This window comes from Streptomyces sp. NPDC085596 (assembly GCF_044541565.1).
Lineage (GTDB): Bacteria > Actinomycetota > Actinomycetes > Streptomycetales > Streptomycetaceae > Streptomyces.
Genome location: NZ_JBITTC010000001.1, coordinates 760,415 through 787,138, shown reverse-complemented (window position 1 = coordinate 787,138; position 26,724 = coordinate 760,415). Strand labels below are relative to the sequence as shown.

The 26,724-nt window shown below is 71.0% G+C and carries 22 protein-coding genes and 2 tRNA genes; 18 read left to right on the top strand and 6 right to left on the bottom strand.

The annotated features are described in order from the left end of the window. Positions 1 to 79: 79 nt before the first annotated feature. Positions 80 to 3,643 (bottom strand): CDP-glycerol glycerophosphotransferase family protein, encoded by a 3,564-nt coding sequence (locus tag ACIGA3_RS03610; protein ID WP_399710143.1) that lies wholly within the window; start codon positions 3,641 to 3,643, stop codon positions 80 to 82. Between the two features lie 27 nt (positions 3,644 to 3,670). Further along, entirely contained in the window at positions 3,671 to 5,902 is a 2,232-nt protein-coding gene (locus tag ACIGA3_RS03605; protein ID WP_399710141.1) for a CDP-glycerol glycerophosphotransferase family protein, read from the bottom strand. A gap of 335 nt (positions 5,903 to 6,237) precedes the next feature. On the opposite strand from ACIGA3_RS03605, the gene galE reads away from it, so the two are divergent. Further along, positions 6,238 to 7,209, top strand: coding sequence for a UDP-glucose 4-epimerase GalE (gene galE / locus ACIGA3_RS03600; protein WP_399710139.1), 972 nt, complete (start codon positions 6,238 to 6,240; stop codon positions 7,207 to 7,209). Positions 7,210 to 7,331: 122 nt separating this feature from the next. Here galE and ACIGA3_RS03595 read toward each other — a convergent pair whose 3' ends face one another. Beyond that, entirely contained in the window at positions 7,332 to 8,069 is a 738-nt protein-coding gene (locus tag ACIGA3_RS03595) for a L,D-transpeptidase family protein (RefSeq protein ID WP_399710137.1), read from the bottom strand. A 172-nt stretch (positions 8,070 to 8,241) separates the two neighbouring features. On the opposite strand from ACIGA3_RS03595, the gene proB reads away from it, so the two are divergent. The 5 genes from proB to ACIGA3_RS03570 all read left to right on the top strand — a co-directional run bounded on the left by proB (position 8,242) and on the right by ACIGA3_RS03570 (position 13,106). Continuing rightward, complete coding sequence (proB, locus tag ACIGA3_RS03590; protein WP_399710789.1) at positions 8,242 to 9,348, top strand: glutamate 5-kinase; 1,107 nt, start codon at positions 8,242 to 8,244, stop codon at positions 9,346 to 9,348. A gap of 160 nt (positions 9,349 to 9,508) precedes the next feature. Further along, a complete protein-coding gene (locus tag ACIGA3_RS03585) occupies positions 9,509 to 9,934 on the top strand; it encodes a hypothetical protein (protein WP_388993569.1) in 426 nt (141 codons plus the stop codon). A gap of 77 nt (positions 9,935 to 10,011) precedes the next feature. Beyond that, a complete protein-coding gene (locus ACIGA3_RS03580) occupies positions 10,012 to 11,298 on the top strand; it encodes a glutamate-5-semialdehyde dehydrogenase (RefSeq protein ID WP_399710135.1) in 1,287 nt (428 codons plus the stop codon). 84 nt (positions 11,299 to 11,382) lie between these two features. Beyond that, positions 11,383 to 11,949, top strand: a complete 567-nt coding sequence (locus tag ACIGA3_RS03575) for a hypothetical protein (RefSeq protein WP_399710133.1) — start codon at positions 11,383 to 11,385, stop codon at positions 11,947 to 11,949. Positions 11,950 to 12,038: 89 nt separating this feature from the next. Beyond that, positions 12,039 to 13,106, top strand: a complete 1,068-nt coding sequence (locus ACIGA3_RS03570; RefSeq protein ID WP_399710131.1) for a hypothetical protein — start codon at positions 12,039 to 12,041, stop codon at positions 13,104 to 13,106. Positions 13,107 to 13,122: 16 nt separating this feature from the next. Here ACIGA3_RS03570 and ACIGA3_RS03565 read toward each other — a convergent pair whose 3' ends face one another. Beyond that, entirely contained in the window at positions 13,123 to 14,214 is a 1,092-nt protein-coding gene (locus ACIGA3_RS03565; RefSeq protein ID WP_399710129.1) for a M48 family metallopeptidase, read from the bottom strand. Between the two features lie 99 nt (positions 14,215 to 14,313). Here ACIGA3_RS03565 and ACIGA3_RS03560 point away from each other — a divergent pair, with 99 nt between their 5' ends. The 10 genes from ACIGA3_RS03560 to ACIGA3_RS03515 all read left to right on the top strand — a co-directional run bounded on the left by ACIGA3_RS03560 (position 14,314) and on the right by ACIGA3_RS03515 (position 19,543). Further along, positions 14,314 to 14,478, top strand: coding sequence for a hypothetical protein (locus ACIGA3_RS03560; protein WP_399710127.1), 165 nt, complete (start codon positions 14,314 to 14,316; stop codon positions 14,476 to 14,478). A gap of 131 nt (positions 14,479 to 14,609) precedes the next feature. Continuing rightward, positions 14,610 to 14,774: a hypothetical protein gene (locus ACIGA3_RS03555; protein ID WP_217463361.1), complete on the top strand. Its 165-nt coding sequence runs from the start codon at positions 14,610 to 14,612 to the stop codon at positions 14,772 to 14,774. Positions 14,775 to 14,829: 55 nt separating this feature from the next. After that, positions 14,830 to 15,507: a nicotinate-nucleotide adenylyltransferase gene (nadD, locus tag ACIGA3_RS03550; RefSeq protein ID WP_399710125.1), complete on the top strand. Its 678-nt coding sequence runs from the start codon at positions 14,830 to 14,832 to the stop codon at positions 15,505 to 15,507. Positions 15,508 to 15,523: 16 nt separating this feature from the next. Then, entirely contained in the window at positions 15,524 to 17,248 is a 1,725-nt protein-coding gene (locus ACIGA3_RS03545; protein WP_399710123.1) for a LytR C-terminal domain-containing protein, read from the top strand. 163 nt (positions 17,249 to 17,411) lie between these two features. Next, on the top strand, positions 17,412 to 17,855 hold the full coding sequence (gene rsfS, locus ACIGA3_RS03540) for a ribosome silencing factor (protein ID WP_399710121.1): 444 nt from the start codon (positions 17,412 to 17,414) through the stop codon (positions 17,853 to 17,855). Further along, positions 17,855 to 18,523, top strand: coding sequence for a histidine phosphatase family protein (locus ACIGA3_RS03535; protein WP_399710119.1), 669 nt, complete (start codon positions 17,855 to 17,857; stop codon positions 18,521 to 18,523). Before rsfS ends, ACIGA3_RS03535 begins: the two co-directional genes overlap by 1 nt. Before the next feature lie 109 nt (positions 18,524 to 18,632). Then, positions 18,633 to 18,705 (top strand) — tRNA-Ala (locus ACIGA3_RS03530). A gap of 246 nt (positions 18,706 to 18,951) precedes the next feature. Then, positions 18,952 to 19,125, top strand: a complete 174-nt coding sequence (locus tag ACIGA3_RS03525) for a hypothetical protein (RefSeq protein ID WP_399710117.1) — start codon at positions 18,952 to 18,954, stop codon at positions 19,123 to 19,125. Between the two features lie 3 nt (positions 19,126 to 19,128). Beyond that, positions 19,129 to 19,362: a hypothetical protein gene (locus ACIGA3_RS03520; protein WP_006136074.1), complete on the top strand. Its 234-nt coding sequence runs from the start codon at positions 19,129 to 19,131 to the stop codon at positions 19,360 to 19,362. 108 nt (positions 19,363 to 19,470) lie between these two features. Further along, positions 19,471 to 19,543: transfer RNA gene (locus ACIGA3_RS03515), tRNA-Ala, on the top strand. Between the two features lie 116 nt (positions 19,544 to 19,659). Here ACIGA3_RS03515 and ACIGA3_RS03510 read toward each other — a convergent pair. Next, positions 19,660 to 21,270 (bottom strand): NADH-ubiquinone oxidoreductase-F iron-sulfur binding region domain-containing protein, encoded by a 1,611-nt coding sequence (locus ACIGA3_RS03510; protein WP_399710115.1) that lies wholly within the window; start codon positions 21,268 to 21,270, stop codon positions 19,660 to 19,662. Then, positions 21,267 to 22,544 (bottom strand): cytochrome b/b6 domain-containing protein, encoded by a 1,278-nt coding sequence (locus tag ACIGA3_RS03505; protein WP_399710113.1) that lies wholly within the window; start codon positions 22,542 to 22,544, stop codon positions 21,267 to 21,269. Before ACIGA3_RS03505 ends, ACIGA3_RS03510 begins: the two co-directional genes overlap by 4 nt. 402 nt (positions 22,545 to 22,946) lie before the next feature. Between ACIGA3_RS03505 and leuS the strand changes: the two genes are divergently transcribed. Together leuS and ACIGA3_RS03495 are read left to right on the top strand one after the other, a co-directional pair. After that, the gene (gene leuS, locus ACIGA3_RS03500) at positions 22,947 to 25,838 is read left to right on the top strand and encodes a leucine--tRNA ligase (RefSeq protein ID WP_399710111.1); all 2,892 of its coding nucleotides are present in this window, start codon (positions 22,947 to 22,949) and stop codon (positions 25,836 to 25,838) included. 152 nt (positions 25,839 to 25,990) lie between these two features. Continuing rightward, positions 25,991 to 26,707 carry a hypothetical protein gene (locus tag ACIGA3_RS03495; RefSeq protein WP_399710109.1) on the top strand — a complete coding sequence of 239 codons (717 nt, stop codon included), beginning with the start codon at positions 25,991 to 25,993 and terminating at the stop codon, positions 26,705 to 26,707. The last annotated feature ends 17 nt before the right edge of the window (positions 26,708 to 26,724 follow it).

Genomic DNA, 26,724 nt, shown 5'->3' with positions numbered 1-26,724 from the left:
CCCGCCGAGGGCACGCACCGCCAAAGGGCCGGGCCCGGAGGAAACTTCCTCCGGGCCCGGCCCTTTGCCGCGGTCAGGGTCAGATCTCCTTGGCCTGCTCCAGCATCCGGTCCACGACCCGCGCCGAGGCGTTGCCGTCGTCCAGGTCGCAGAACAGGTGGTGGAAGCGGTCGAAGCGCTCCTGGTACTCGGCGGACACCTTGTCGATGTCGCGGATCGCCGTCACCAGCTCCTCGGAGGTGGGCACCAGCGGGCCGGGCGAGTCCTTCTCGAAGTCGAAGTAGAACCCGCGCAGCTTGTCGCGGTAGTGCTCCAGGTCGTACGTGAAGAACAGCATCGGCCGCTTGAGGTGGGCGTAGTCGAACATCACGGACGAGTAGTCGGTGATCATGATGTCCGCCGCCAGGTACAGGTCGGCGATGTCCGGGTACTCCGAGGCGTCGAAGACGAAGCCGTTGCCCGCGCCGGGCACCGCGTCGACGACGTTGGAGTGGCGGCGGATCACCAGCACGTGGTCGTCGCCGAGCCGGCGGCGCGCGTCCTCCAGGTCGATCCGCAGGTCGAACAGGTACTGGCCGGCGCTGTGCGACTGGTCGTCACGCCAGGTCGGCGCGTACAGCACGACCTTCTTGCCCTTCGGGATGCCCAGCGACTCCCGGACCTTCTCGGCGATCTTGTCCTTGTCCGAGGAGTACAGGTAGTCGTTGCGGGGGTAACCCGCCTCCTGGATCTCACCGTCGTAGGAGAAGGCACGCTTGAGGATCGGCGTGGAGAACCGGTTGGACGACACCAGCAGGCTCCAGTTCTTCGCCTCCAGCGCCAGCCGGTTCTGGTACTCGCGGTCGAAGTAGAGGGTCTCGATGTCGTGACCGATCTTCTTCAGCATGGTGCCGTGCCACGTCTGCACGATGACCTGGCCGGGGCGGCGCTCCACCCACTCGGGCAGGTGCCCGTTGGTGACGATGTAGCGCGAGGTGGCGAGCGCCTCGAACCACTCCCGGCCCCACATGCGGACCTTGTCGGCGGTGGGCGGCAGGATCACCTGGCCGTCGCGCACGGCCCACAGGAACTTCATGTCGCTGCCCCGGCGCAGCAGTTCCTCGTGCATCGCCCGCGGGCTGTCCGAGTACTGCTTGCCGTTGTAGCTGAGGAAGAACACCTGGTCGCGCAGCGGCTGCTCGCGGCCGGCCTCGTAGACGTCACGGCGCAGCTGGAGCATCCGGTACGGGCCGCGCTCCAGGTCGGTCAGCTCGGAGCGGCAGTTGAGCTGCGGGAAGTCGCCCCAGCGGCTCTCGAACCAGTAGCGGCGGCCGCCCAGTTCGGTGTGCAGCGGGAACTGGGCGGAGGCGAGCCGGTCGATGACGAACTCGGCGTCCGGCACGGACTGGTCCTCGCTGCGCAGCAGCAGGTTCCAGCGGCCAGCCTTGAGCGGTACTCCGCCGGAGCCGCCCATCACGGACGGGTCGAAGGAGACGGTGAAGGTGCCGTCGTCCGACCAGTCCACCGACGCCTTGCGCTCGTCGAAGCGGTTGCTGGCCTTGAGCACGAACTCCGAGCCGATCAGCTCGTGGGAGGCGCGGCCGCCGACCGCGATCCGGCCGTCCCGGAGGGCGACCGAGGTCAGCACGGCACGGCGGACCCGGCCGATGATCTTCAGGTAGCCGTTGTTGCCGGAGACCACGGCGACCTCGCGGTGGTCTCCCGCCGGGCCGAAGGACTCGGGCACGTCGACGGAGAGGTCCGGCAGACCCTCGCGCATGACGCTGCCGAACTGGCGCTCCGTGCCGTCCGGGGACGTGGCCAGGAGCGCGACACTCCACAGCCGGCGCTCCGGCTGAGCCTGCTCGTCGACCGCGTCGCTGCCCAGCAGCACCACGTCGGACAGCGGCACCCGGCTCTGGAAGGTGGTGCGCTGACCGGCACGGCCGATGTCCATCGGGTACCGGCGGACCTCGCCGCTCTTGGCGTTGGTCAGCCGCAGCGACAGCGTCTCGCCGGACTTGAGGTCGGTGCGCAGTTCGCCGTCGATCTCCACCGCGTCCGGGGTCACCCGGCGGTCGGTGATCAGCGCGCGCACCTTCTCCACCCGGAGCTTGAGCGCGCCGCGCTCCACGACCGGCAGCATCCGGAAGTCGTCGTCGAGCCACTGGTACGGCGCGAAGTTGGCCGCCGAGCCGCCGCGGGCCCAGACGGCGCTGCGGCGCACCAGGCCGGAGGCGTAGACGTTGATGCCGACGTGCCACAGGCCCTCGCGCCAGGCGCCGCCCTTGCGCAGCCTGGCCGGGTCCAGCTCCAGCTCCCAGCCGGCCCAGTCGTAGTTGTGGCGCTTCTGGCCGGAGTCGGTGGTGCACTCCGGGCGGTGGATGTTCTTCGCCGGGAGGAACATGCGCTGGCGCGAACCGGACCGCTTGAGCTGGACGACCTTCAGGCTGCTCCGCTTGGCGGACATGTCGATCTTGTCGATGTAGGCGTCGCCGGACAGCAGCAGCTTGCCGCCCCGCCAGACCACCGAGCGCAGCGGGGCGCGCAGGTCGAGGTCGGTGTCGATGCGCAGCGCGGCCTTGGGCAGCTCGAAGCCGCTCTCCTCCAGCGTGCGGAAGCTGGCGTACTTGCGGAAGGTGCCGGACACCTCGACCGGGTCCTTGCGGCGCTGGGACGCCAGCAGGGCGATCAGCTCCGGCATGGCGTGCTTGCGCACCAGCAGCCACTGGACGCGGAGGTCCGTCGGCAGCGCCATGACGATCTTCGGGTCGATGGTGTCGAGGAAGCGGTTGGTGGCCTCCAGGAACGCCTCGTGGAACTCGGCCGTCGCGTCCGGCAGGACCCGCAGGAACAGGCGCAGGTCGTCACGGAGCACACGGTCGTCGTACTGGCGCTTGTACTCGGCGAACTCGGCGCCCGGCTGCTGGGCGAGGTAGTCGCTGACCATGCTCACCGCGGTGACGCGGTCGCGGATCGCCTGCGGCTCCCTGCGGCGCTGGGTGATCGAGGGGGCCGACTCGCCCTCGCGCAGCCGCCAGAAGTAGGTCGGCTCGCCGATGACGTCGATCGCCTCGGCCTTGTAGTGCGCGGGGAGCACCACCGGGATGTCCTCGTGCAGGATGCCCTCGGGGAAGGCGAAGCCGTGGCCCTCCCAGAAGGTCCGGCGGAAGATCTTGTTGCAGGCGATGCGGTCGGCGACCAGCTTCGGGTTCTGCGAGATGTGGGTGCGCTTGCGGGCCTCACCGGCCAGCATCTTCAGCAGCGGCACCTGCCAGGAGCGCTCGCCCTTGAGGTGGAAGACGTTGCCGGTGGCGAAGTCCGAACCCGTCTCGTCCAGGCTGTTCACCATCAGCCGGTACGCGTCCGGCGGGATGACGTCGTCACTGTCGACGAAGGTCAGGTACTCCGCGTCGGCGGACATGTGCGCGATGCCCGTGTTGCGGGCCGCGCCGAGACCGGCGTTCTCCTTGCGGATGAGGTGGAACCGCTCGTCGCGGGCCGCGTACTCGGCGGCTATCGCGGCCGAGTCGTCGGGCGAACCGTCGTCGACCATCAGGACCTCGAGGTCCTGATAGGTCTGCGCCGCCAGCGAGTCGAGGCAGGCGGGCAGGTAGCGCTCCACGTTGTAGATGGGAACGATCACACTGAGCCGAGGGGCCATGGTCTGGTTGTCTCTCCTCATGGGTGGTCAGGCCCGCTCGATCAGTTCGAGCGCCTGCGGGGGAGTCGGTGCGTGGGAACGGTCGGCGAACGGGACGAGGGGCAGCATGTCCTCCTCGCCGAGGAAGACCCGGCGCACCACTCGCTCGGCCGCGTGGCCGTCGTCGAACTCGCAGTAGCGCCTGCGGAACCGGTCACGGTAGCGGGCCGCCTCCGGCCCGTCGTACTCGCCCGATTCGAGGAGCCTGATCAGCTCCGCCTGGGAGGTGGCCACCGAACCGGGCGGCTCCTCCATCAGGTTGAAGTAGGTGCCGCGCACCGCCGAGTAGATGTCCCAGTCGGAGGCGAAGATGATGATCGGCCGGTCCAGGACCGCGTAGTCGAACATCGCGGAGGAGTAGTCCGTGATCAGGGCGTCCGCGGCGAGGTACAGCTCCTCCACCCGCGGGTGTGCCGAGACGTCGACGATGCGGCCGCTGCGGCGCAGCTCCTCCACGTGCGGGGAGTTGCCGTAGAAGTAGTGGCCGCGCACCATCAGCGTGACGTCCGGGCCGAGTTCGTCGGCGAGCCGGACGAGGTCGAGGCTGGGGGTGAAGCCGGCTTGGTACTCGCGGTGGGTCGGCATGTAGAGGAACGCCCGCGTGCCGTCGGCCAGTTCGAGGGCTGCGCGCGCCCGGCGCACATCCTCGGAGCCCGCGTTGACGAGGACGTCGTTGCGCGGGTAGCCGCTCTCCACGGAGACGTACGAGCAGGGGTACACCCGCTCCCACACGGTGGTGGAGAACCGGTTGGAGCTGATGCTGAAGTCCCAGCGGTCGCAGCGCTCCAGGAGCTTGTCGAAGCTCATGTTGGTGGACGCCGGGTACTTGCGCTGGTCCAGGCCCATGGTCTTGAGCGGCGTGCCGTGGTGGGTCTGGAGATGGATCTGGCCCTCGCGCTTGACCACGCTGTCCGCGAAGTTCACGTTGTTCACGAGGTACTTGGCGCGGGCCAGCACCGACCAGTACTCGCGCGAGCCGACCCGCACGAACTCGTGGCCGGCGGGAACCCGGTCCACCGCGTCCGCCTGGACCGCCCACACCCGGCGCACGTTCGGTGCCAGGCGGGCGAGTTCGGCGTCGATGGCGGCGGGGTTGCAGGAGACGCTGCGGCTCCAGTACGCGGAGAACAGCGCCAGGTTCTCGTCCAGCGGCAGCTTCAGCTGGGACTGGTAGAACACGCCCATCGCGTTGCGCTTGGAGTTGTTCAGGGTGGTGCGGGCCCGGCTGCGGACCGCCTGGCGGAGCTTCACCGCGCCCAGCGCGCTCGCCATCGTGAGGTAGGAGCCGCGCTCCAGCATCGCGTACTTGTGGCCGAGGTTGCCGCCGGGCCGCTTGAAGCCCTCGGGCAGGCGGGCGCGGTAGTCGGCGGAGGCGCGGCGGAAGAACTCGGCGCGCGCGTTCTGCGGCAGCCGGCCGGGCTTGGTGAGGACGGTGAGGAAGTGGTCGACCATCTTGCGGAACAACGGCCCGCGCCACTGGTCGAGTTCGGGGTGCGCGTCGACGAAGTCGAAGATGCGGCCGTACTGGTCGAAGACGTCGAAGTGCTTGCGGCTGACGGTCTTCAGGATGTTGCCGCCCTCGCGGCGCTGGCGGTACATCACGCAGACCCGGTCCAGCAGGGCGATGTGCTCGGCGCTGATCATCGAGCAGAACGTCCAGGGGGCGTCCTCGTAGTAGCCGGGCGGGAAGCTCAGGCCCATGCGGAGGACGAAGTCCCGGCGGTACGCCTTGTTCCAGACGATCTGGAGCAGGTCCAGCAGCTGCGGTCGCTCACTGAGCGGGAAGGACTCCGGTCCGTCGGGGCGGAGCAGGGCGGCGAGCTGGTTGGGGCGGACCCTGCCGTCCCAGTAGCTGCGCGCGTAGTCGTAGACGAGTATCTCGGGGTCACCGGCGGCCTCGAGCCGCCCGGCTATCGCCCGCAGCGCGCCCTCGGTGAGGGTGTCGTCGCTGTCGAGGAACAGGAGGTACTCACCCGTCGCCTTCTCCATGCCCGCGTTGCGCGCCCGGCCGAGGCCCACGTTCTCCGTGAGGTGAATCACGTGGACGCGCGGGTCACGCTCGGCGTATTCGTCCAGAATGGCACCCGAGGCGTCCGGTGAACAGTCGTCGACAGCGATGACCTCGAAGTCCGGAAAGTCCTGTTCGAGGATCGAGTCGAGGCACTCCGCGAGGTACGCCTGCACCTTGTACGCAGGGACGACGAGAGAGAGTTTGGGCATCCTTTACAACCTGTTCCGAGAACCGATCACGTGAGTGTGGGCCGGGACCGGAGTGAACTCTGTCCGCCGACGGGCCCAAGCGTGCCGCCGCCACAGAGTACAAGGACCGGCAAGTCCCATGGCTGTGGCGGTGGGGCACCCGGAGCCGAAGCGGGGTGCGCCCTGTTTCAACACCCTCCCACAGTGCGAATCGTTCCCTCCGCTTCGTGAAGTGGTCCATCTCATATCTCCGCTCACGCCCGATTTCGAGTTGTCCGTCACGGGATGTCGGATTCGATTTTCCCTGGCCCATCAAGGAGTCTGCTGCCGGGTACTGAACTTCGAGGAGGCCCTGGATGAGCTGGCTGGTCACGGGAGGCGCCGGATACATCGGCTCGCACGTGGTGCGCGCGATGACGGCGGGCGGCGAGAGCGTCGTCGTGTACGACGACCTGTCGACGGGCAGTGCCGGCCGGGTGCCCGAAGGGGTGCCGCTGGTCGTGGGCAGCGTGCTGGACCGGGAACTCCTCGAAAGCACCCTCCGCGAGCACGACGTGACCGGCGTGGTGCACATCGCCGCCAAGAAGCAGGTGGGGGAGTCGGTCGAGCGCCCGCTCCACTACTACCGCGAGAACGTGACGGGCCTGCAGACCCTGCTCACCGCGATGACGGCCACGGGCGTGGAGCGGATCGTCTTCTCCTCCTCGGCCGCCGTCTACGGCATGCCCGACGTCGACCTCGTGACCGAGGACACCCCGTGCGCCCCGATGAGCCCCTACGGGGAGACCAAGCTCGTCGGTGAGTGGCTCATCGCGGCCGCCGCCCGCGCCCACGGCCTGCGCGCCGTCAGCCTGCGCTACTTCAACGTCGCCGGAGCGGCCGCGCCCGAACTCTCCGACGAGGGTGTGTTCAACCTCATCCCCATGGTGTTCGAGCGCCTGGAGGCGTCCGAGGCCCCGCGTATCTTCGGCGACGACTACGCCACCGAGGACGGCACCTGCGTACGTGACTACATCCACGTCCAGGACATCGCCTCCGCCCACCAGGCCGCCGCCACCCGGCTGCGCGAGGCCCCCGAAGGCACCTCGCTGGTCCTCAACATCGGCCGGGGCGAGGGCAGTTCGGTCCGCGAGATGGTGGACCGCATCCTGAAGACCACCGGGCACGAGGACCTCACCCCCGAGGTCACCGAGCGCCGCGCCGGAGACCCCGCCCGCGTGGTCGCCGCCGCCGACCGCATCCACGCCGAGCTGGGCTGGACGGCCCGGCACGGCCTGGACGACATGATCGACTCCGCCTGGCAGGGCTGGCGCCACCGCCACGGCTGAGATCCCCGGCACGACGAAAAGCGCCGGTGCGGACATCCGCACCGGCGCTTCGCGTTCCCGGGCCGCTCAGGGCCGCTCAGGGCTGCTTCAGGGCTCCCGAGGATTCACGTAATTCACGGGATTCACACCTTCAGATCCGCCTTGTCGCCCATCACCACGACCGGATGCCGCGCCGGGTCGAGGGTGCGCAGCAGATACTCCATGTCCGCCTTCGACTGGCTCACGCACGCCGACGTACCGCTGCCGTGGTCCATGTGCAGCCAGATGCCGCCGCCCTTGGACTGACCCTGCGGCCGGGTCTGGTCGTTGGGCGGGGTGCCCTTGACGCGGTTGTAGTCGATGGCGATGACGAGATCGAAGTCGTGCCAGTACGACTTCTTCCAGTAGCGCGGCGCCTGGAAGGCGGCCGACTCGGTGTACGGCAGCCTGGCCTCGGGCTGGGCCAGCACCCCGCCGGCGTCGCTCAGCGTGAACACCCCGACGGGGCTGCGCAGATCGTCCTCGTGGTGGTCGGTCGTCCAGCCCTTGCGGCCGTTGTGGGTGGCCCAGGCGCGCTCCCGCGTCCAGGTCGACCCCTTCTTCGTGTACAGCGCCGCGTCCGAGTCCGCCGAGTCGCGCCCCTCGCCGGAGACCACCAGCACCTGCCGGGACTCCTCGGGCACACGCTTCCACAGCCGGTCACCGACGCCGGGCACGCGCTTCAGGTCGGCCTCGGGCGCCTTTCTGTCGTCCTGGGCCCGCGCGGCACTGGAATCCCCACCCCTTGGCTTCTCCGGACCCCCGCACCCCGCCACACCCAGGACGAGCAACACCCCGCCCACCGCAGCCGCAACCGCTCGCACCGCACCGCCGTCTCGCATGGGCTCCATGGTCGCAGAACGTGCCCCGCCCGCACCCGGTACCTTCACCGGGCGGGCCGTCCGCCTGCTGAAACCCGGCTGCACCGGCCGCTCCCACTCACGTAGATTGCGGGCACGGCAGCCGGACCGGGGCGAGAGGACAGCGGGCAAGGTGGCAAGCGCAAGGCAGACCGTGGGCGAGGCCCGGCGGATCGTCGTCAAGGTGGGGTCCTCCTCGCTGACCACCGCCGCGGGCGGACTCGACGCGGACCGCGTGGACGCGCTGGTCGACGTGCTGGCCAAGGCCCGCGGCGGCGGGGAGAGGGAGATCGTGCTCGTCTCCTCCGGCGCCATCGCCGCCGGACTCGCCCCCCTCGGCCTGGACCGCCGCCCCAAGGACCTCGCCCGCCAGCAGGCCGCCGCCAGCGTCGGCCAGGGCCTGCTGGTCGCCCGCTACACCGCCTCCTTCGCCCGCTACGGCGTCCGCGTCGGCCAAGTCCTGCTCACCAGCGACGACATGAGCCGCCGCGCCCACCACCGCAACGCCTCCCGCACCCTGGACAAACTGCTGGCGATGGGCGCCTTCCCGGTCGTCAACGAGAACGACACCGTCGCCACCGACGAGATCCGCTTCGGCGACAACGACCGCCTCGCCGCCCTCGTCGCCCACCTCGTCCACGCCGACCTGCTGGTCCTCCTCTCCGACATCGACGGCGTCTACGACGGCGACCCCGCCCGCCCCGGCACCTCCCGCATCGCCGAGGTGCGCGGCCCGGCCGACCTCAGCGGGGTCGAGATCGGCAGCGCGGGCAAGGCGGGCGTCGGCACCGGGGGCATGGTCACCAAGGTCGAGGCCGCCCGGATCGCGGCCGCCGCCGGCATCCCCGTGGTGCTCACCAACGCCGTCCACGCCTCCGACGCCCTCGCGGGCGGCGACACCGGCACCTGCTTCCACCCCACCGGCAAGCGCTCCGCCGGCCGGCTGCTCTGGCTCCAGCACGCCTCCACCCCGCGAGGCTCCCTCACCCTGGACGACGGCGCCGTGCGCGCGGTGGTCGAGCGGCACAGCTCGCTGCTGCCGGCCGGGATCGCCGCCGTCACCGGCGAGTTCAGCGCCGGGGACCCGGTCGAGCTGCGCGACCGCGCCGGGCACGCGGTGGCGCGCGGGCTCGTCAACTTCGACGCCAGGGAGCTGCCCCAGCTGCTCGGGCGTTCGACCCGCGAGCTGGCACGCGAGCTGGGCCCGGCCTACGAACGCGAGGTCGTGCACCGGGACGACCTGGTACTCCTGCACCCCTGACCGCCGGCCGGGCGCCCGCCGGGCCGGGCACACCGGGCGACCCCGGTGGGGGACGTTCCGTAAAACCGCCACGCGGAGCCCTGCGGCCTGCTCAACTTTGTTGCGGGGACATGTTGAAGGGACACGTTCCGTCAAGGGGCCATGCGTGAAGGAGGCCGTCGTGAGACGAGTCCGTCCTGGGGCGGCGTCGCGCGGTGCTCTGACGAGCGTCGCGGCCGGGGACACCTACGAGGAGCCCAAGGACCTGCCCCGCCTGTGGCACGTCACCCTCAGCGTCTCCGGGGAACACGTCCCCGTACAGGATCTGCGGCGGGCCCTGGAACAGCTCGCCCATGACCACCCCTTCCTCCTGACCAGCAGATACGCCGGCGACCACGCGGAGATCCGGTACTGGGAGGAGGCCCGCGACCTGCACGACGCGGCCGCCGTCGCGCTGCGCCTGTGGGGCGAGCACCGGCAGACCGCCGGACTGCCGCCCTGGGAGATCGTCGGCCTGGAGGTCATCGACCGCGAGACCTACCACCAGCGCATCGCCGAGGGCTACGGGCCCGCACCGGCCACACCCGTAGGGGTCCACCCCTTCTGAGTCCCGGGGCTTTGCGCCATGTCTCGCCGTGTGGAACAGCCCCCGGAGCGCCGCCCTCCCCGCACTACCCTTCCCCCATGACCACGCTCTCCCCGTACGACTCCCTCTCGCCGGTCACCCAGGCCGCCTACCGGGCCAAGGCGGCCGCCGCCGACCTCGCGCCGCTCCCGCGCGCCGACAAGGACGACGCACTGCTCGCCGTGGCCGACGCGCTGGAGGTCCGCACCGCCGAGATCGTGGCCGCCAACGCCCGTGACGTGGCCAAGGCACGGGAGAACGGCACCAGCGAGTCGATCGTGGACCGGCTCACCCTCACCCCCGAGCGGGTCCGCGCCATCGCCGCCGACGTGCGCGACGTGGCGAAGCTGCCCGACCCGGTCGGCGAGATCGTCCGGGGCAACACCCTGCCCAACGGCATCGACCTGCGCCAGGTCCGCGTCCCGCTCGGCGTCGTCGGCATCATCTACGAGGCCCGGCCCAACGTCACCGTCGACGCCGCCGCGCTCTGCCTGAAGTCCGGCAACGCCGTCCTGCTGCGCGGCTCCGCCTCCGCCTACGAGTCCAACACCGCCCTCGTCCGGGTGATCCGGGACGCGGTCGGGGGCGCCGGGCTGCCCGCCGACGCCGTACAGCTGGTGCCGGGGGAGGGACGGGAGAGCGTGCGCGAGCTGATGCGCGCCCGCGGGCTCGTCGACGTGCTCATCCCGCGCGGCGGCGCCTCCCTCATCCAGACCGTGGTCGGCGAGTCCACCGTCCCCGTCATCGAGACCGGCACCGGCAACTGCCACGTCTACGTGGACGCCGACGCCGACATCGACATGGCCATCGACATCCTGATCAACTCCAAGGCCCACCGGGTCAGCGTCTGCAACGCCGCCGAGACCCTCCTGGTCCACCAGGACATCGCCGCCGAGTTCCTGCCCCGCGCCCTGGACGCGCTGGCCGAGGCCGGGGTCACCGTGCACGCCGACCCGCGCGTCCTCGCCCACGCCGAGGGCAGCAGGGCGACCGTGGTGGAGGCCGTCCCCGAGGACTGGGAGACGGAGTACCTGTCGTACGACATCGCCGCCGCCGTCGTGGACTCCCTCGACAAGGCCGTCGAGCACATCCGGCTGTGGAGCTCCGGTCACACCGAGGCGATCGTCACCACCAGTCAGCAGGCGGCCCGGCGCTTCACCCGACTGGTGGATTCCACCACCGTCGCCGTGAACGCCTCCACCCGCTTCACCGACGGCGGCCAGTTCGGCTTCGGCGCGGAGATCGGCATCTCCACCCAGAAGCTGCACGCCCGGGGCCCCATGGGCCTGCCGGAGCTGACCAGCACCAAGTACATCGTCACCGGCGACGGCCACGTACGCCCCTGAGCACCGCCGCACGACGGACACGGGACGACGGTCGAATTTCCGTACCGTCTGCCCAAATTGACCCCCCAGGTCTACTCTGGACCCGTGCCGGAGGACGTGGGGGGCACGCCGTTCCCTGACGGCTGGGAGCCCGACGACGACCACGACCACGGGGTGCCGGACGAAGAGTTCGCCTCCGTGGTGTTCGACGCGGCCTTCGTCGCCGCCGCCACCATCCACGAGCCGACCGCCGTGGAACGCCTCCTCGCCGCCGCCGAGGCCAGAGCCGAGGCGTCCGAGACCGACGCCCGCCGCACCCACGCCCCCGCCGACCCCTACGACGAGGGCTACGGCCCCGAGGGCAGCGGTTTCGGCCACGACCTGGACGACGACCCGGACGGCCGCTACGCCTACGACGGCCATGACGGCCCCCTCGGCGCCTACGGAAAGATCCGCTGGCACCGGCCCGTGGCCTGGGTGCTCGCCGTGGTGATGGGCATCGGCATGGTCGCGCTGGCCTTCGCCGCCGTCTACCGGGGCGCCTCCTCCGGCACCCGCGACCAGGTGCCCGCCCCCGCCTCCACCGGCCTCGGCCGGGACGGCGTGGCCGCGCCCTCCGTCTCCGCCGACTACTCCCGGCCAACCGTCTCCGCGATCCCGCGCACCCCCTGACGCCCGCCCGGCGTTTTTGGTGGGAACCTGTCATAAGTTGTCGCGCACCAGCGCGTTTACCCGAGCCCCCCGCGACCTACCCTGAAGGTATGGGCGGGCCTGGAGACCCACCGGAGGGGACACCCGAGGGCGGCCCCGGAGGTGCCGAGGACGAGTACCGATCCGTCGTGTTCGACGAGTCGTTCGTCCGCGCTGCCCGGCTCCAGGAGTCCTCCGCCCGCGAACGCGTCAGCGACCACGCCCCCGCCGTCCGCCGCCGCCCGCCCCTGCGCCGGGGCCTCCCCCGGCAGGCGCTGGTGCTGCTCCTGCTGGTCGCCGTCGCCTTCGGCACCGCCGTCTTCCTGGGCTTCCGCCACCCGTACGGCTCAACACCCCCCAGACGCTCCGCGGAACCGCTGCGGATCACCGTCGTCCCGCTCGCCCCGCGCGGCGAGGTGCCCGGCGCCCCCGACGCCCGGTCCCTGTACGCACGCAGCCCCGCCGCCCGGTTCGCCGTGGGCCTCGCCGGGATTCCGCTGCCCCCCTCCCAGCCCACCGCGCACTTCTCCGACAGCCAGGTCCTCGCGGCCCTCGACACCGCCCGCAAGTACCTCCTGCACTCCGCGCTCGACCCCGACGTCCTCACCGGCCGCCAGGTCCGCCCCGTACGGGCCCTGATCGACGCCGGCCAGCTCGACCAGTTCGACCGGAGCATGGCGGCCCCCGCCGCCGACGGGAGGCACGCGCCCACCGGCTGGATGGTCCGCTTCGACCCCGCCCGCACCGCCCTCGCCGACGACGACATTCGCGCCCGAGGCGCCCTGCGGGTGAGCGAGACCGACGCGGCCACCCTCCAGGTCGTGGCCGACAGCACCTTCGTCTACGCCCTGCGCGCCCCCGGCACCGCGGCCAGGACCCCGGTCTCGCTGTTCACCGTGCGCCGCGAGCTGACCTTCCGCTTCGACCGCGACACCCTGCGCGTCGGCCAGACCCGGCTGACCTCCTCCAGCACCCAGGCGGGCCCGCTTTCCTGCGACGGGGACACCAGCGCCTATCTGCGGCCCCTGCTCGCCGGTGAGCGGGCCAAGCCGGGCGGCCCGCCCGGCACCGACCCCTACGGGACCGGCGCCGCGGCCCTGTGCGGCACGCTCGCCGACTCCGCCCAGCCGCACGTGTGAGCGCGCCCGGGGTGCTTCAGCCCGCGGCCGGGCCGTCCTCCGGTGGCGCGTCCTTCGGCGGGGCCTGGCCGGCGAAGCCGTTGAAGCCCCGGCGGACCCGGCCGCCCAGGTCGCCCGCACCGCCGGCGAGATCCGAGACCAGCTTCATCAGCGGGTCCTTGCTGGTCCGCACCTCGCTCGCGTAGCTCGACGCGGACTGCCGGAAGGACTCGCCGACCCTGGCGTCCTTGTCCTCCTCGCGGCGCGGGTAGTGGCCGTCCATGATCCGCTGGTAGTCGCGGGAGGCGGCCCACTTCTTCAGCTCGGCCGCCCGGATCGTGGTGAAGGGGTGCGAGCGCGGCAGCACGTTCAGGATCTTCAGCACCGAGTCCCGCAGGTCGCCCCCGGACTCGTACTCCTCGGCCTGCTCCAGGAACGCGTCCACGTTCATCTCGTGCAGGTGGTTGCCGCCCGCGATCTTCATCAGGCCGCGCATCGACGCCTGGAGGTCCTGGCCCACCAGCAGCCCGGCCCGGTCGGCCGACAGCTCCGACTTGCGGAACCACTCCCGCAGCGCCGTCACGATCGCCATGATCGCCACATTGCCCAGCGGAATCCACGCCACCTTCAGCGCCAGCGTGGTCAGGAACAGCAGCACCGTGCGGTAGACGGAGTGGCCGGACAGCGCGTGGCCCACCTCGTGCCCGACGACCGCCCGCATCTCCTCCTCGTCCAGCAGCTCCACCAGACCGGTGGTCACCACGATGACCGGCTCGTCCAGGCCGATGCACATCGCGTTCGGCTTCGGGTCCTGGGTGACGTACATCGCCGGGACCTTCTGAAGGTCCAGGATGTAGCAGGCGTCGCGGAGCATGTCGCTCAGGTGCGCGAACTGCCGGTCGGAGACCCGCACCGAGTCGGACAGGAACAGCAGCTTCAGGCTCCGCTCGGGCAGCAGCCCGCTCAGCGCCTTGAACACCGTGTCGAAACCGGTCAGTTTGCGCAGGGCCACCAGCGCGGACCGGTCGGCCGGATGCTCGTAGGCCCGCGAGGAGATCCCCGGAAAGCGAGTGCGGCGCCTGCCCGGCACCTGCTCGCGGCCGGCCTGCTCGTGGCGGTCGTCGGACATGTCTTCCCCCTGCGTCTCGGAAACCCGCTGCGCCCCCCGGACCGGGCCCAGCCTAGGCGGAGATACCGTGGACGGGCAGCACCCTTAAGGAGTCACCTCATGCAGCACCACCCCGCGGCCGCCCGGCTGACCGAGGCCGCCGCGAGCGCCGTCCAGCAGCAGGGGCCGGGAAACCTGCTCCGGATCGTCCTGATCGTGATGGTCCTGGGCTGCGCGCTGACCGCCTGGTTCCTCCTGCGCGGCTACAAGCAGAAGGACGACTGACCCGCGGCCGAGGTTCCCGCGCGGCCCGTCCCCAGGGCCCTTTGCCGGAGTCGGCGTGATCGTCGGGGGAGCACCCGCTTACGATGAACCGACGTCTTTATCCCGCCCACACGCGATAGGTCCTGCCGAAGATGAGCTTCCACAGCACCGCTGCCCAGTTGGTCACTCTCGCCGCCGAGGGCTCAGAGCACGGCGGCAACCACAACAGCCTGAACCCCGCGATCACCGGCGGCGGCGCCCTGGTCATCCTGCTGCTCCTGCTGTGGATCACCACCCGCTTCAACCGCGACCGCTGAAGCCCGACCGGTCCCCGGCGAGAAGCCGCAGGCCGGGCCGGTAGGGTCTGCACGCATGGGAGAGCAGGACATGCCTACCGGTCCGGCGGAGGGCACCGTGAACGATCCGGCAGGGAGCACGGCGGACCACGGCCCCGCCCGCACGGACCGGCGCAGGCTCGGCGTCATGGGCGGCACCTTCGACCCGATCCACCACGGACACCTCGTGGCGGCCAGCGAGGTCGCCGCCCGGTTCCGGCTGGACGAGGTGGTGTTCGTGCCCACCGGCCAGCCCTGGCAGAAGTCGCACCGAAACGTCTCTCCGGCCGAGGACCGCTATCTGATGACGGTCATCGCCACCGCGGAGAACCCGCAGTTCTCCGTCAGCCGCATCGACATCGACCGCGGCGGTCACACCTACACCGTGGACACCCTGCGCGACCTGAGCGCCCTCAACCCCGGCACCGACCTGTTCTTCATCACCGGTGCCGACGCCCTGGCCCAGCTGCTGACCTGGCGCGACTCCGAGGAACTCTTCTCCCTCGCCCACTTCGTCGGCGTCACCCGCCCAGGCCACCAGCTGACCGACGCCGGCCTGCCCGCGGGCGGGGTCTCCCTGGTCGAGGTGCCCGCGCTGGCCATCTCCTCCACGGAGTGCCGGGCGAGAGTCGCCAAGGGCGACCCCATCTGGTACATGGTCCCGGACGGGGTCGTCCGCTACATCGACAAGCGTGAGCTGTACCGCGGCGAGTGAGCCGAGAGGGGCACCGGTGAACGACCGATACGAAGCTGGGTACGGCGACGACAGTTACGGAGGTGAGGACCAGTACGAGATCGTCGGCTACGACGACTACGGCCGCCCCGTGTACCAGCAGGTCCCGCCCCGCCGGACGCCGCAGCAGACCTACGACCCCTACGGGCAGCAACAGGGGTACGCCCAGGGCGGCTACGACACCGGCCGGCAGCAGCCCGTACCCCCCGCCTACGACCCCTACGGGAACCAGGGCGCCCCCTACGACCCGTACGGGAACGGCGGCCAGGACCCCGCGTCCGGCTACGACCCCTACGGGCAGGCGGCGGCCGGCGGGCAGCAGCCGAGGGTCACCGAGCGGACGGCGCACATCCCGCAGCAGACCGGCCCCGGCGCCCAGCCGCAGCCGCAGCCGCGCGAGGAGCCCGAGACACAGGCGCCCCCGCCCGGACCGGAGCGCCAAGAGGCGGGCGAGGGCGGGGAGTTCGCGTTCGCCGAGGAGCCGGACGGCGAGTCCGAGGACGTCATCGACTGGCTGAAGTTCACCGAGAACCGCACCGAGCGCCGCGAGGAGGCCCGTCGCCGCACCCGCAGCCGGATCATCGCCCTCGGCGCCGTCCTCGCCCTGGTCGTGGCGGGCGGCGTCGGCTACCTCTGGTACGACGGGAAACTGCCCGGAGTCTCCTCGCCCGGCGCCGGGACCGGCACCACCACGGCCGCGGGCGCCCAGAAGCGCGACGTGATCGTGGTCCACCTGCACAACACCGGCAAGCGCGACACCTCCACCCTGCTGCTGGTCGACAACGCCACCACCAAGCGGGGCACCACCGTCCTGCTCCCCAACTCCCTCGCGCTGACCGACGATTCGGGCACCACCACCACGCTCGCCAAGTCGGTGGACGACGACGGCTCCTCCGGCACCCGCGACCAGCTCGACACCGTCCTCGGCACCGACATCCAGGGCACCTGGCGCCTGGACACGCCGTATCTCCAGAACCTCGTCGAGCTGGTCGGCAACATCGAGATCGACACCGACACCGACGTGCCCGACCCCGACACCACGAAGAAGGGCGACGCCCCGCTCGTCCACCAGGGCAAGGGGCAGACCCTCAGCGGCAAGATGGCCGTCGCCTACGCCACCTACCGGGGCCCCGGCGAGACCGAGAACGCCCAGCTGGCGCGGTTCGGCCAGGTCATGCAGGGCGCGCTGCGCAAGCTGTCCTCCGACCCGTCGGCCGCGACGACCACCGTGCAGACCCTCGCGCAGATCCTCGACCCGCCGCTGACCGACAAGGACCTGGGCACCTTCCTCGCCAAGCTGGCCGACCTCGCCAAGGACGGGAAGTACCGAACGGTCCCGCTGCCGGTGCAGACCGACGGCACGCTGACCGCCGGGACGAGTGACAGCGTGGTCAAGAACATCCTGGGCGGCACCGCCAAGAGCCCCGACGCCGGCTCCGCGGTCCGGGTCGCCGTACAGAACGGCACCGGCACCAAGGGCGACACCGAGAAGGCCCGCGTGGTCCTGCTCGGCGGCGGCTTCGGCTTCATCGAGGGCGGCACCGCCTCCGGCGCCCAGTCCGCGTCCAAGGTGGTCTACGCCGACGCCGCCGACAAGCAGAACGCCGCCGAGGTCGCCAAGACCCTGGGCCTGCCCGCCGGCTCGGTGACCAAGGGCGCGGTCTCCTCCGGCGCCGACGTCCTCGTCGTCCTCGGCCAGGACTACCGGCCCGGCACCTCCTGACAGCACGCGGCACACCCCATGTGAGCACCGGAACACGTGGGGTGCGCCCGGCCGCCCGTGAGACCCTTGGAGTTCCGGTGCCTTTCGGAAAGCGCCCCGCGCCCGGCAGGCCCGCCCCGAACTCTTCGTCATCACACCCCCGTCCTCGAACGAAAGCCGCACAGTGACCGCCACCGACCGTTCTCTCGACCTCATCAACACCGCCGCCCAGGCGGCCGCCGACAAGCTCGCCCACGACGTCATCGCCTACGACGTCAGCGACGTGCTGTCGATCACGGACGCGTTCCTGCTGGCCTCCGCCCCGAACGACCGCCAGGTCCGGGCGATCGTCGACGAGATCGAGGAGCGCCTGCTGAAGGAGCGCGGCGTCAAGCCCGTCCGCCGCGAGGGCGACCGCGAGTCCCGCTGGATCCTGCTGGACTACGTCGACATCGTCGTCCACGTCCAGCACAGCGAGGAGCGCGTCTTCTACGCCCTGGAGCGCCTGTGGAAGGACTGCCCCGAGCTGGAGCTGCCCGAGGAGGCCCGCGCCACCCGCGGCAAGGGCGAGGAGCACGCCAAGCTGAACGCGGACGAGGCCGGTGACGAGCCCGGCCAGGGGCGCTGATGAGCGCCACCGGTGAGGTGACCGACCGACCGGGCGGGGGCCGCCGCGTCATCCTGTGGCGGCACGGCCAGACGGCCTGGAACGTGGAACGCCGCTTCCAGGGCACCACGGACGTGGAGCTGACCGGGACCGGCGTCGCCCAGGCCCGCCGGGCCGCCCGGCAGCTGGCCTCGCTGCGGCCGGACGCCATCATCGCCTCGGACCTCAAGCGCGCCTCGGACACGGCCGACGAGCTGGCCGCCCTCACCGGCCTGCACGTCGTCCGCGACGAGGCCCTGCGGGAGACCTACGCGGGCGCCTGGCAGGGCCTGACGCACGACGAGATCATCGCCAGGTTCGGGGACGACTACGCCGCCTGGAAGCGCGGCGAGCCGGTCCGGCGCGGCGGTGGCGAGCTGGAGACCGAGGTCGCCGACCGGGCCGCCCCCGTCGTGCTGCGGCACGCGGAGAAGCTGCCCGAGGACGGCACCCTCGTGGTGGTCAGCCACGGCGGCACCATCCGCACGACGATCGGCCGGCTGCTCGGCCTGGAGTCCCACCACTGGGAGAGCCTCGGCGGTCTGACCAACTGCTGCTGGTCCGTGCTCGGCGAGGGCGCCTGCGGCTGGCGGCTGCTGGAGCACAACGCGGGCAGCCTGCCCGAGCCGGTCCTCGGCGACGACGACTGAGCCGCGCCGGAAAGCCCCCTGGTGGGGGCCCCGGGACCCGGATTTCACTTTCCGGCAGGTCACAGGCTAAAGTTCTTCTTGTTCGCCCCGCCGCGCGGGAAGAACGCGAGGGGCTATAGCTCAGTTGGTAGAGCGCCTGCATGGCATGCAGGAGGTCAGGAGTTCAATTCTCCTTAGCTCCACAGATCGACACTCGTACAGAGTGGTCAGAGATCGGTGATGAAGATCCCGTCCCTTCGAGGGGCGGGATCTTCTGCTTGTCCCCCGCTTGAGTCGTTCACGTTCCATGGTCGTATACCTCTGCGAACGGGGTCAGCGCAGGGGCGACCGTGTCCGGACCGGTACTGAGGCGTCGCTGACCGTGCAGGCCCGGCCGTGGCAGAATCAGACGGCCGGAAGGGGGCTCGGCCCGACGGGAGGGAGTGGCGATGCCTGCGAGCATCCTTGGGGAGGTCGGCAACCTCCTCGGGGCGGCGTGGATACGGGACACGGCCACCCGGCTCAGCTGCCCTTCCTGCGGTTCCGCGCACGTGGCCCAAGTCCTCGGCGACAACGGCGGAATCTCCTACGTGTGCACGGCCTGCGGCCACAGCTGGAGCTGAGCGATGGGTGCACACAGGCGGAAGTGCGACTGGTGCGGGAGCGGCACCCCGATCGTCCGCGACATGGAGCCGATCAACCCCGACTACCAGTACTGGTGCGAGGAATGCGCGCGGGCGCTGATCATAAAAGGCGACCCCATCGAGACGTACCGCGAGCTGGAGGGCGAGCCGATCTACGGGCGGCTGCTGGAGGAGCACTGCACGCTCAAGCGGTTCTACTCCTTCGTGACGGCATAACGGACATTCTGTTCGTACGGGGTCGGGCCCGGAACCGATTTGGTGTTCCACCCCCGGGGCCGTGTAATGTTGGCATCGCCGCCGGGGAAACCGGGCGGAAAACAGCACGGGGCTATAGCTCAGTTGGTAGAGCGCCTGCATGGCATGCAGGAGGTCAGGAGTTCAATTCTCCTTAGCTCCACAGAAAACGAAGGCGGATCGTCGTAAAGACGGTCCGCCTTCGTCGTGTTGGCTGCTTCATATGCGGGCGGCGGGGCCATCCATCTCGGATGACCCCGCCGCCGTACATCACCGCTGTCAGCGGCCCAGTGCGCGTCGCCCCCGGCCCTGGGAGACCACCGGGAGGTTCCGCGCGGGCGCCTGGCCGCGGGTGTCCTCCTCGATCCGCAGGGCGAGCGCCGGGCAGCGGCGTACGGCCCGCAGTGCCTTCGCCTCGGCGTAGCGCGGCACCTGGGCCTGGGCGACCGTCGGGAAGCCGTCCGCGCCCAGCTCGAAGACCTCCGGGAGGATGTCCGCGCACAGGCCGTGGCCCCGGCACAGCGTCCAGTCGACGTAGATCTTCTGGCGGCTGCCGCCGTCCTCCTCCGGCGCGGCGCCTCCCGTGATCCCGGCGGGGAGCTGACCCCCCTCGAACAGCGGGAGCACGCCCTCCACGGGGCGTCCGCAGCCGTTGCCGAGGACATGGGCGGCCAGGTCGTCCGTGAACGCCTTGATGGTCGACTCCAGGAACATCGCCGAGCCGTCCGGGTGCGAACACGCCCCGCGCCGCTTCACGTTCTTGGCGACCTGCTTCAGCGCCTCCAGCGCGGCCGGGCCGCCGCCGTTGATGATGTCCTCCATGCCCCGCGCGGCGGCGGGCAGTCCGAGGTAGCACGGGCCGCACTGCCCGGCGCTCTCGTCGGCCAGCCACTGCGCCACCCGCAGCGACTCGCCCAGCGGGCACGTCTCCTGACTGATCGGCAGGATCGCGCCCGCGCCGAGCGCGCCGCCCACCGCGTCCAGCGAGTTGCGCGAGACGACCGCCTCGTTCACCGTCGCCGCGTCGATCCACTTGCCGTGGTAGCCGCCGGTCAGCACGCCCTGCGGCACCGGCGGGGCGCCGGCCAGCTGGAGGATGTAGCGCAGCGGCACGCCCGTGGGGGCCTCGATCACCATCGGGCGGGCGACCGCGCCGGACACCGTCAGCATCACCGTGCCCGGCTCGTCGTACAGGCCGGTGTTGCCGTAGCGCTCGGGGCCGATGCGGGCGGCGATGGCCAGCTGCGCGAAGGTCTCCGCGTTGGAGAGCAGGGTGGGCACCCCGCCGACGCCGCTCTGGGAGGCGCTGATCTTGCGGCCGGGCGGGATCGCCGGGCCGCCGTCCACCGAGCGGATCAGGGAGGCGGCGGCGCCCGTGACCATGCGGACCGGGTTGCGCTGCACCCAGGCGCGCAGGGCCGAGCGGCGGGAGTTGCTCAGCCCGCGCTCGGCGAGGGCCGCCTCCATGGAGCGCTGGGTGGACTCACGGGTCACACCGATCACCAGCGTGCGCGCGCCCATCGCCTCGGCGCACAGCAGCGCGCCGTCCAGGATGAGATGCGGGGCACGGTTGATCAGCACCGTGTCCTTGCGGCAGGCGGGCTCGTCCTCGCTGCCGTTGACGACGACGACCGGGCGTACGCCCTTCTTGATCGCCGACTCGGCGACCGAGCGGAGTTTCTTGTGGAAGGGGAAGCCCGCGCCGCCGCGGCCCTTCAGGTTGATGCTCTCGGAGAGTTGCGCGAGCTGTTCACCGCCGAGCGGCTCGAGCGGCCCGTGCACCTTCAGATGCATGGGCAGATCGAGCCGCTCCACAAGGTCGAAACCCGACGTGAGCTGGGGAAGTCCGACCACGCGGACTTCGGGGACGTCAGGCAGGGCCTCGTTCACCTATGGCCTCCGGAAGGCGTGTTCCAGGGCTCGCCCGAACCCGGCGCGTCATAGCCGGCGCCGGGGGTCGCTTCAGAGGCGGGACCGCTGTTGAACGTTTCGGAGGAGTTGTACGTCCCGTACCGGGCGTTCGTCTCACCGGTGTTGTACACATCACTTCCGCCGTATCCGGGGGTGCCCGGATTGCCATAGGCGGGGATGTTGTATCCGGTGTCCTGGAGCGGGTCGTAGGAGGACGGCGGGGCCTCGCGGACCGGGGGCGGGGACGGCACCGGCCAGCTGGAGCCGGGGCCCGCCGGACCGGAGGGGTTCGCCATGCGGGGCATCGCCTCGGTCGGCCGCGCGTCCATGGGGGTGTCCCGGCGTCCGCCCTGGCCGGCGCCGTACGGCTGCTGGGGGGTGCCCGGCGTGTTCGCCGTGCGGTAGGCGGCGGCGAAGCCGGGGGCGGGGTCCGCCGGGGCGGCGGCCGGGGACTGGTAAAGCGGGCTCCCGCCGGAGGGGGCGCTGCGGGGCTCGCGCCGGTTGTCGAAGCCCGGCTCGGACATCCGGTTGCGGCTCGCCTCCAGGCGGTCCAGGTCGAGGCGCTCGCCGCCCCCGAAGAGGCCGACCAGACGGTCGGCGAGCTTGCGCTTGACCGGGCGCGGCGCGGCGCGCAGCGCGAGGCCGGCCATCACGCCGAGCAGGGAGAGGCTGTAGAGGATCACGAAGATCGGCTTGGCCTGGCGACCCGCGTAGAGGCCGTGCACCAGGGCCGCGCACCACGCCGGGTAGGCGAGCATGTGCATCGCGCGCCAGCGGGCGGCCACGGGGGCCGGGGCGGCGAAGTTGCTGCGCAGGGCGCCGGTGACGCCGACGAAGACCATCAGCAGCCCGGCCAGGGAGCCCAGGCCGATCAGACCGCCGCTGCCGGTGACGCCGAGGGAGAAGGGGATGAGGGCCGCGACCAGCTGGGTGTGGTCCAGCACGATCTTGGTGGTGATGTGCAGCAGCAGGAACGCGATCGAGGCGACCGCCGTCGTCCGGTGCACCGCCTGGCCGATGATCCGCTGGCGGGTGTTCAGCAGGACCCGGTCCTGGGCGACCAGGCCCCAGATGACCGAGCAGCTGAGCGAGACGAGGGACAGCACGCCCGCGCCGAAGTTCAGGAACTCCTGGAACTGGCTGCCTCCCACCAGCACGACCACGGGTATGAGCAGCAGGAAGACAGCGGACGCCACCCCATAGGCCGACCGGCCGGGCTTGGGGAGCGAGCTGTTACTACGACGAGGGTTCATGGGGGCAACTCCGAGCAGTTTCGGGAAGGCGGTCCCGCTGCCGAACTCTAGGTGGAGCCATACCGATCAGTACGAGGTTTGAGTTATTGCGTTGTTATCAAAGGACGAATCACCTGCGGCGTCGTCCCTTAGTGACTGTTACGCGAAGTAATCCTTGACCCGGATTCAGATCTGGCGGCCGTACGGACATGTCTCACCTGCATACGCAAGCGCGTCGCGGCTTGCTCAAGGGCTGCGGTACCCTAGCGCCATGCGTGCTGTACGCCTTCTGCTTAGCGAGCCGCGCTGATCAGTACCGACCGCCGGTCGCAACGGACGGTCGGCATCGGCGCGGCGTCCCCTCCTGTGTGAGGGGCTTTTTCGTTTCCGCGGGCAGAGACGATCGATGGAGCTTTGAGGATCATGAGCGAGACGAACCCCGCCGCCACCGCTGCCGCGTCGGCGGAGGCCGCGCCGCACCGCTACACGGCCGCCCTGGCGGCCGAGATCGAAGCACGCTGGCAGGACTTCTGGGACGTCGACGGCACCTACGACGCGCCGAACCCCACCGGTGACCTGGCGGGCGACCCCGCGCTGGCGGCGAAGCCCAAGAAGTTCATCATGGACATGTTCCCCTACCCCTCCGGCGCCGGCCTGCACGTCGGCCACCCGCTGGGGTACATCGCCACCGACGTCTACGCCCGCTTCCAGCGCATGACCGGGCACAACGTCCTGCACACCCTGGGCTTCGACGCCTTCGGCCTGCCCGCCGAGCAGTACGCCGTGCAGACGGGCACGCACCCGCGCGTGTCCACCGAGGCCAACATGGAGAACATGAAGGCCCAGCTGCGCCGGCTGGGCCTGGGCCACGACAAGCGCCGGTCGTTCGCCACGATCGACCCGGAGTACTACAAGTGGACCCAGTGGATCTTCCTGCAGATCTTCGAGTCCTGGTACGACGACGAGGCGCAGAAGGCCCGCCCGATCTCCGAGCTGGTCGCCCTCTTCGAGTCCGGTGAGCGTCCCGTACCGGGCCACACGCGCGCGTGGAGCGAGCTGACCGCCGCCGAGCGCGCCGACGTGCTGGGTGAGTTCCGCCTGGCCTACGCCTCCGACGCGCCGGTCAACTGGTGCCCCGGCCTGGGCACCGTGCTGGCCAACGAGGAGGTCACCTCCGACGGCCGCTCCGAGCGCGGCAACTACCCGGTCTTCAAGGCCAAGCTGCGCCAGTGGAACATGCGCATCACCGCCTACGCCGACCGCCTGCTGGACGACCTGGACGGGCTGGACTGGCCCGAGGCCATCAAGCTGCAGCAGCGCAACTGGATCGGCCGCAGCGAGGGCGCCCGCGTCGACTTCCCCGTCGACGGCGAGCGCATCACCGTCTTCACCACCCGCCCCGACACCCTGTTCGGCGCGACCTACATGGTGCTGGCCCCGGAACACCCCCTGGTGGAGAAGTTCACCCCCGAGGCGTGGCCCGAGGGCACCCACGACGCGTGGACCGGCGGCCACGCCACCCCGGCCGAGGCTGTCGCCGCCTACCGCGCGCAGGCCGCCGCCAAGTCCGACGTGGAGCGCCAGGCCGAGGCCAAGGACAAGACCGGTGTCTTCACCGGTGTGTTCGCGGTGAACCCCGTGAACGGCGAGCAGGTTCCGGTCTTCATCGCTGACTACGTCCTGATGGGCTACGGCACCGGCGCGATCATGGCCGTCCCCGCCCACGACACGCGTGACTTCGCGTTCGCCCGCGCCTTCGAGCTGCCGATCCGCTGCGTGGTCGAGCCGACCGACGGCCGCGGCACCGACACCGACGCCTGGGACGACGCCTTCGCCTCCTACGAAGCGAAGCTGGTCAACTCCGCCGGCGAGGGCATCACCCTGGACGGCCTGGCCGTACCCGAGGCCAAGGCCCGCATCACCGACTGGCTGGCCGAGGCCGGCATCGGCGAGGGCACCGTCAACTTCCGCCTGCGCGACTGGCTGTTCAGCCGCCAGCGCTACTGGGGCGAGCCCTTCCCGATCGTCTACGACGAGGACGGCATCGCCCACGCGCTGCCCGAGTCGATGCTGCCGCTGGAGCTGCCCGAGGTCGAGGACTACAGCCCGCGCACCTTCGACGCGGACGACGCCGACACCCGGCCCGAGACCCCGCTGTCGCGCAACGAGGACTGGGTCCACGTCACCCTGGACCTGGGCGACGGCCCGAAGAAGTACCGCCGCGAGACCAACACCATGCCCAACTGGGCGGGTTCCTGCTGGTACGAGTTCCGCTACCTGGACCCGCACAACGACCGGCAGATGGTCGACCCCGAGAACGAGCGCTACTGGATGGGCCCGCGCGAGGGCATGCCGCACGGCGGTGTCGACCTGTACGTCGGCGGCGCCGAGCACGCCGTGCTGCACCTGCTGTACGCCCGCTTCTGGTCCAAGGTCCTCTTCGACCTGGGCCACGTCTCGTCCGCCGAGCCGTTCCACAAGCTGTACAACCAGGGCATGATCCAGGCGTACGTCTACCGCGACAGCCGGGGCATCGCCGTCCCGGCCGCCGAGGTCGAGGAGCGCGACGGCGCCTTCTGGTACCAGGGCGAGAAGGTCTCCCGGCTGCTGGGCAAGATGGGCAAGTCCCTGAAGAACGCCGTCACTCCGGACGAGATCTCCGCCGAGTACGGCGCCGACACCCTGCGCCTGTACGAGATGGCGATGGGCCCGCTGGACGTCTCCCGCCCCTGGGACACGCGCGCGGTGGTCGGCCAGTTCCGGCTGCTCCAGCGGCTGTGGCGCAACATCGTCGACGAGAACACCGGCGCCCTCACCGTCACCGACGCCGAGCCCGGCGAGGACACGCTGCGCGCCCTGCACAAGGCGATCGACGGCGTGGGCCAGGACCTGGAGGGCCTGCGCTTCAACACGGCCATCGCCAAGGTCACCGAGCTGAACAACCACCTGACCAAGGAATACGGCAGCGCCGGCGTGCTGCCCCGCACGGTCGCCGAGCCGCTGGTGCTGATGATCGCGCCGCTGGCCCCGCACATCGCGGAGGAGCTGTGGCGCAAGCTGGGCCGCACCGACTCCGTCGTCCACCAGGACTTCCCGGTGGCGGACCCCCGGTACCTGGTCGACGACACCGTGACCTGCGTCGTGCAGATCAAGGGCAAGGTCAAGGCCCGCCTGGAGGTGCCGCCGGACATCTCCGACGAGGAGCTGGAGAAGGCCGCGCTGGGTGACGAGAAGGTCGTCGCCGCGCTGGGCGGGGCGCAGATCCGCAAGGTGATCGTGCGGGCGCCCAAGCTGGTGAACATCGTCAGCGGCTGAGCGTTCTTGCCTCGCTGAACGCCCGGTCCGCCGGGTGTCGGGGTGATCCCCTACGGGCAGGTTCCGGGTTCCGATGGAACTCGGGGCCTGCCCGTTGCGTTTACCGTGGTGAGCGAGGCGGCTCGGAGCCGCGGCCTGAGGAGGAACACGTCATGGAAGCAGTGATCACCGTGTTCGCCGTGCTCTTCGTGCTGCTCGTCGTCCTCGGCACCTACGCCACGGTGAAGGCGGTCGGCGCCGCCAAGCGCCAGGTGGACCGCACCATCGCCCAGGGCCGCCGCACCGTCGAGGACCACACCCTGCGCGCCAAGTCGCTCACCCGCCCCGGCCCGGCCGGCGAGATCGCCCAGCTCAGGCTCACCCTGCGCACCTCGATGCGCGCCACCCAGGACGCGCTGTACGCGGGCCCGGCCGAGGACGTGTCGCTCAAGGAATCCCTCGGCCTCTTCGAGCGCCTCAGCGTGCACGGCCGTGAGCTGGACGTCGTCCTCAAGCACCTGGAGTCCGAGCCGGACCGCGCCACGCTCACCGCCCGCCTGCCCGAGCTGCGCACCCGCACCGAGCGCATCACCGCCTCCGCCGACTCCCTGCGCTGGGCCGCCCGCGACCGCGCGAGCCGCTTCGCGGAGGACGACCTGGACTCCCTCAGCAGTCAGATCGACATCGAGGCGGGCGCCCTGCGCCACTGGACCACCGCCCAGGCACCGACCGCCGCTCCCTGGCCCGAGGCCCCGGCCGCCACCGACGAAGCGTCGGCCCGCCGCCAGACCTGGCCCCGGGAACCGGAAGCCCAGCCCGCGATCACCCCGCCCGCCGCGCGGCCCGCCTACCCCTGGCAGAAGAAGCCGCGCCCGGAGAGCACCGCCTGACCGTCTGCGCCCTCGTC